Consider the following 5797-nt stretch of genomic DNA (forward strand, 5'->3'; position numbering starts at 1 on the left):
TTCATAATCTCGTTTCTCTGCTGCTGATGCAGCGACGCGACGCAGATGCGGCAGGCCCGATGGGCCGACGTGGAGTTGGCGCGATGCTCTTTAACAAGTAACAGCCGATAAGTGTGGGTACTTGATGGCAAGGCGAGCTGCGCCCGGGGGTCAAAGCCTGGGGGTGGCGAAGCGAAGGAATACATCAAGTCTCATACGAAATGAAGGTAGGTTTTGAGGAATCGAAACCTGTCAACGTTTTGAGTTGAGCGACAGGGCCTTTCGGGGCCCGAACAAGTAACAGGTTTGAACTGAAGAGTTTGATCCTGGCTCAGATTGAACGCTGGCGGCATGCCTTACACATGCAAGTCGGACGGCAGCGCGGGCTTCGGCCTGGCGGCGAGTGGCGAACGGGTGAGTAATACATCGGAACGTGTCCTGGAGTGGGGGATAGCCCGGCGAAAGCCGGATTAATACCGCATACGCTCTGCGGAGGAAAGCGGGGGACCTTCGGGCCTCGCGCTCAAGGGGCGGCCGATGGCAGATTAGCTAGTTGGTAGGGTAAAGGCCTACCAAGGCGACGATCTGTAGCTGGTCTGAGAGGACGACCAGCCACACTGGGACTGAGACACGGCCCAGACTCCTACGGGAGGCAGCAGTGGGGAATTTTGGACAATGGGGGCAACCCTGATCCAGCAATGCCGCGTGTGTGAAGAAGGCCTTCGGGTTGTAAAGCACTTTTGTCCGGAAAGAAAACGGCCTAGCGAATAACTGGGTTGGATGACGGTACCGGAAGAATAAGCACCGGCTAACTACGTGCCAGCAGCCGCGGTAATACGTAGGGTGCGAGCGTTAATCGGAATGACTGGGCGTAAAGCGTGCGCAGGCGGTGTGCTAAGACCGATGTGAAATCCCCGGGCTCAACCTGGGAACTGCATTGGTGACTGGCACGCTAGAGTATGGCAGAGGGAGGTAGAATTCCACGTGTAGCAGTGAAATGCGTAGAGATGTGGAGGAATACCGATGGCGAAGGCAGCCTCCTGGGCCAATACTGACGCTCATGCACGAAAGCGTGGGGAGCAAACAGGATTAGATACCCTGGTAGTCCACGCCCTAAACGATGTCAACTAGTTGTTGGGGATTCATTTCCTTAGTAACGTAGCTAACGCGTGAAGTTGACCGCCTGGGGAGTACGGTCGCAAGATTAAAACTCAAAGGAATTGACGGGGACCCGCACAAGCGGTGGATGATGTGGATTAATTCGATGCAACGCGAAAAACCTTACCTACCCTTGACATGGTCGGAACCCTGCTGAGAGGTGGGGGTGCTCGAAAGAGAACCGGCGCACAGGTGCTGCATGGCTGTCGTCAGCTCGTGTCGTGAGATGTTGGGTTAAGTCCCGCAACGAGCGCAACCCTTGTCCCTAGTTGCTACGCAAGAGCACTCTAGGGAGACTGCCGGTGACAAACCGGAGGAAGGTGGGGATGACGTCAAGTCCTCATGGCCCTTATGGGTAGGGCTTCACACGTCATACAATGGTCGGAACAGAGGGTTGCCAACCCGCGAGGGGGAGCTAATCCCAGAAAACCGATCGTAGTCCGGATTGCAGTCTGCAACTCGACTGCATGAAGCTGGAATCGCTAGTAATCGCGGATCAGCATGTCGCGGTGAATACGTTCCCGGGTCTTGTACACACCGCCCGTCACACCATGGGAGTGGGTTTTACCAGAAGTGGCTAGTCTAACCGCAAGGAGGACGGTCACCACGGTAGGATTCATGACTGGGGTGAAGTCGTAACAAGGTAGCCGTATCGGAAGGTGCGGCTGGATCACCTCCTTTCTGGAGCGACAAGCCTGCGCTTCAAGTACTCACGCTTATCGGCTGTGAAAGTCACAGGGACAGACGAAGGGTCTGTAGCTCAGTCGGTTAGAGCACCGTCTTGATAAGGCGGGGGTCGTTGGTTCGAATCCAACCAGACCCACCACGCGAGCCGTGTGGTGAGCGACGAGCGCGGCGCGCAGCGCGGCCCGAAAAGCTGAAAAAGGGGGGCATAGCTCAGCTGGGAGAGCACCTGCTTTGCAAGCAGGGGGTCGTCGGTTCGATCCCGTCTGCCTCCACCACTGCTCAATCGCGAGCGCTTTGCTCAAAGCGCTGGCGATTGACCCGTGGGTCAAGCAGTGCAGTCGATGGCTGTGACGTTCTTTAACAATCTGGAAAAGAAGCAGTAATGTCTATTGGACGCGTCTTGAGATGGGCGCGGAAGATAGACGGGTAGTGATTGTAAGTATTGTTTTGAGTGATCTGAGAAGACGCTTGGAAGATACGGCACAACGCGAAAACTCAACCTATAGCGGGTGCGTTGCGAGACGGACTTGTTATAGGGTCAAGCGAACAAGTGCATGTGGTGGATGCCTTGGCGATCACAGGCGAAGAAGGACGCGGTAGCCTGCGAAAAGCTGCGGGGAGCTGGCAAACGAGCTTTGATCCGCAGATGTCCGAATGGGGCAACCCGGCCCGTATGGGTCATCCGTGACTGAATCCATAGGTCATGTGAAGCGAACGCGGCGAACTGAAACATCTAAGTAGCCGCAGGAAGAGAAATCAACCGAGATTCCCAAAGTAGTGGCGAGCGAAATGGGATCAGCCTGTACCATTTAGCATCTTAGTTAGCCGAAGGCTCTGGAAAGGGCGGCCGTAGCAGGTGATAGCCCTGTAGGCGAAAACTGGGGTGTGGAACTAGGGGTACGACAAGTAGGGCGGGACACGTGAAATCCTGTCTGAAGATGGGGGGACCATCCTCCAAGGCTAAATACTCGTGATCGACCGATAGTGAACCAGTACCGTGAGGGAAAGGCGAAAAGAACCCCGGGAGGGGAGTGAAATAGATCCTGAAACCGCATGCATACAAACAGTCGGAGCCTCGCAAGGGGTGACGGCGTACCTTTTGTATAATGGGTCAGCGACTTACGTTCAGTAGCGAGCTTAACCGGATAGGGCAGGCGTAGCGAAAGCGAGTCCGAATAGGGCGCACAGTTGCTGGGCGTAGACCCGAAACCAAGTGATCTATCCATGGCCAGGTTGAAGGTGCGGTAACACGTACTGGAGGACCGAACCCACTAACGTTGAAAAGTTAGGGGATGAGCTGTGGATAGGGGTGAAAGGCTAAACAAACTTGGAAATAGCTGGTTCTCTCCGAAAACTATTTAGGTAGTGCCTCGTGTGTCACCTTCGGGGGTAGAGCACTGTCATGGTTGAGGGGTCCATTGCGGATTACCTCGCCATAGCAAACTCCGAATACCGAAGAGTGCAATCACGGGAGACAGACGCCGGGTGCTAACGTCCGACGTCAAGAGGGAAACAACCCAGACCGCCAGCTAAGGTCCCTAAAATTGGCTAAGTGGGAAACGAAGTGGGAAGGCGAAAACAGTCAGGAGGTTGGCTTAGAAGCAGCCACCCTTTAAAGAAAGCGTAATAGCTCACTGATCGAGTCGTCCTGCGCGGAAGATGTAACGGGGCTAAGCCAGTTACCGAAGCTGCGGATGCGCACGTTAAGTGCGCATGGTAGGAGAGCGTTCCGTAAGCCTGCGAAGGTGCATTGAGAAGTGTGCTGGAGGTATCGGAAGTGCGAATGCTGACATGAGTAGCGATAAAGGGGGTGAAAGGCCCCCTCGCCGTAAGCCCAAGGTTTCCTACGCAACGTTCATCGGCGTAGGGTGAGTCGGCCCCTAAGGCGAGGCAGAAATGCGTAGCTGATGGGAAGCAGGTTAATATTCCTGCACCGTCGTTAGATGCGATGGGGGGACGGATCGCGGAAGGTTGTCCGGGTGTCGGAAATCCCGGTCCCTGCATTGGAGAAGGCGCTTTGGCAAATCCGGGCGCACAATTCAAGGGTGTGGGGCGAGCGGCTTTTGAGCTGCGAAGCAATCGGAAGGGGTCCCAAGAAAAGCCTCTAAGCTTCAGTCTAACGAGACCGTACCGCAAACCGACACAGGTGGGCGAGATGAGTATTCTAAGGCGCTTGAGAGAACTCGGGAGAAGGAACTCGGCAAATTGGTACCGTAACTTCGGGATAAGGTACGCCCTGCTAGCTTGACTGGCTCGCGCCAGAAGGGTGAAGGGGTTGCAATAAACTGGTGGCTGCGACTGTTTAATAAAAACACAGCACTCTGCAAACACGAAAGTGGACGTATAGGGTGTGACGCCTGCCCGGTGCCGGAAGATTAAATGATGGGGTGCAAGCTCTTGATTGAAGTCCCGGTAAACGGCGGCCGTAACTATAACGGTCCTAAGGTAGCGAAATTCCTTGTCGGGTAAGTTCCGACCTGCACGAATGGCGTAACGATGGCCACACTGTCTCCTCCCGAGACTCAGCGAAGTTGAAGTGTTTGTGATGATGCAATCTACCCGCGGCTAGACGGAAAGACCCCATGAACCTTTACTGTAGCTTTGCATTGGACTTTGAACCGATCTGTGTAGGATAGGTGGGAGGCTTTGAAGCGCGAACGCTAGTTTGCGTGGAGCCGTCCTTGAAATACCACCCTGGTTTGTTTGAGGTTCTAACCTTGTGCCCTGAATCGGGTACGGGGACCGTGCATGGTAGGCAGTTTGACTGGGGCGGTCTCCTCCCAAAGCGTAACGGAGGAGTACGAAGGTACGCTAGGTACGGTCGGAAATCGTGCTGATAGTGCAATGGCATAAGCGTGCTTAACTGCGAGACCGACAAGTCGAGCAGGTGCGAAAGCAGGTCATAGTGATCCGGTGGTTCTGTATGGAAGGGCCATCGCTCAACGGATAAAAGGTACTCTGGGGATAACAGGCTGATACCGCCCAAGAGTTCATATCGACGGCGGTGTTTGGCACCTCGATGTCGGCTCATCTCATCCTGGGGCTGTAGCCGGTCCCAAGGGTATGGCTGTTCGCCATTTAAAGAGGTACGTGAGCTGGGTTTAAAACGTCGTGAGACAGTTTGGTCCCTATCTGCCGTGGGCGTTGGAAGTTTGAGGGGGCCTGCTCCTAGTACGAGAGGACCGGAGTGGACGAACCTCTGGTGTACCGGTTGTCACGCCAGTGGCATCGCCGGGTAGCTATGTTCGGAAGAGATAACCGCTGAAAGCATCTAAGCGGGAAACTCGCCTCAAGATGAGACTTCCCCGGGGCCCCGAGCCCCTTAAAGGGTCGTTCAAGACCAGGACGTTGATAGGTCGGGTGTGCACGCGCAGTAATGCGTTTAGCTAACCGATACTAATTGCCCGTAAGGCTTGATCCTATAACTGGTCCGTTTTATCGTTGTGCCCTCACCAATCCTACCCCACACTGCTTCTCATTCCAGATTCGCTGGCGCGCCTCGCGCGACAGCTCCCCCTTTTGCCTGATGACCACAGCGAGTCGGTCCCACCCCTGCCCATCCCGAACAGGACCGTGAAACGACTCCACGCCGATGATAGTGCGGATTGCCCGTGTGAAAGTAGGTAATCGTCAGGCTCCCCCTTGCCCCCCAACGCCCGCTTCCAAATCGAAGCGGGCGTTGGGCTTTTAAGGGCCCACCCCTTCGCTTAACACCCCCCGTCCCCTCACTCGCGCCCGAGCACGGCACTGTGCTCAGAGGGGCCGTCGAAGTGCTGGTGCGTGGCCAAATACTGACCTGCCCCCTTGATTAGGGCCAACCGGCTTCTAGCGAAGTCCTTTTATACCAACTCCTGGAAAGCGGCAGGAGCATCCGCTGTTGCCCGATGTTTCGCCGCAAACGCTGCGGGCGAAAGGTAATTCAGTGCGCTGTGCGGCCGTTGCTCGTTGTAGTCCTGGCGCCACGCGGCGATGA

Annotated in this window: 1 protein-coding gene, 2 tRNA genes and 3 rRNA genes; 5 read left to right on the plus strand and 1 reads right to left on the minus strand. The window is 55.5% G+C overall.

Features of this window, described 5'->3' with window-relative positions; translation table 11 throughout:
* Positions 1-287 precede the first annotated feature (287 nt).
* The 5 genes from KQH60_RS14655 to rrf all read left to right on the plus strand — a co-directional run bounded on the left by KQH60_RS14655 (position 288) and on the right by rrf (position 5460).
* Positions 288-1818 (plus strand): 16S ribosomal RNA (locus KQH60_RS14655).
* Positions 1819-1886: 68 nt separating this feature from the next.
* Positions 1887-1963: transfer RNA gene (locus KQH60_RS14660), tRNA-Ile, on the plus strand.
* A 60-nt stretch (positions 1964-2023) separates the two neighbouring features.
* Positions 2024-2099: transfer RNA gene (locus tag KQH60_RS14665), tRNA-Ala, on the plus strand.
* A 261-nt stretch (positions 2100-2360) separates the two neighbouring features.
* Positions 2361-5245 (plus strand): 23S ribosomal RNA (locus KQH60_RS14670).
* A 101-nt stretch (positions 5246-5346) separates the two neighbouring features.
* Positions 5347-5460: ribosomal RNA gene (gene rrf / locus KQH60_RS14675) — 5S ribosomal RNA — on the plus strand.
* The 16S, 23S and 5S rRNA genes sit together here with 2 tRNA genes alongside, the layout of an rRNA operon.
* A gap of 203 nt (positions 5461-5663) precedes the next feature.
* Here rrf and KQH60_RS14680 read toward each other — a convergent pair.
* Positions 5664-5797, minus strand: a 134-nt coding sequence (locus KQH60_RS14680) for a transposase (RefSeq protein WP_237577135.1), incomplete at its 5' end; no start/stop codon positions are given.

This window comes from Mycetohabitans sp. B8, assembly GCF_021991875.1.
Lineage (GTDB): Bacteria > Pseudomonadota > Gammaproteobacteria > Burkholderiales > Burkholderiaceae > Mycetohabitans.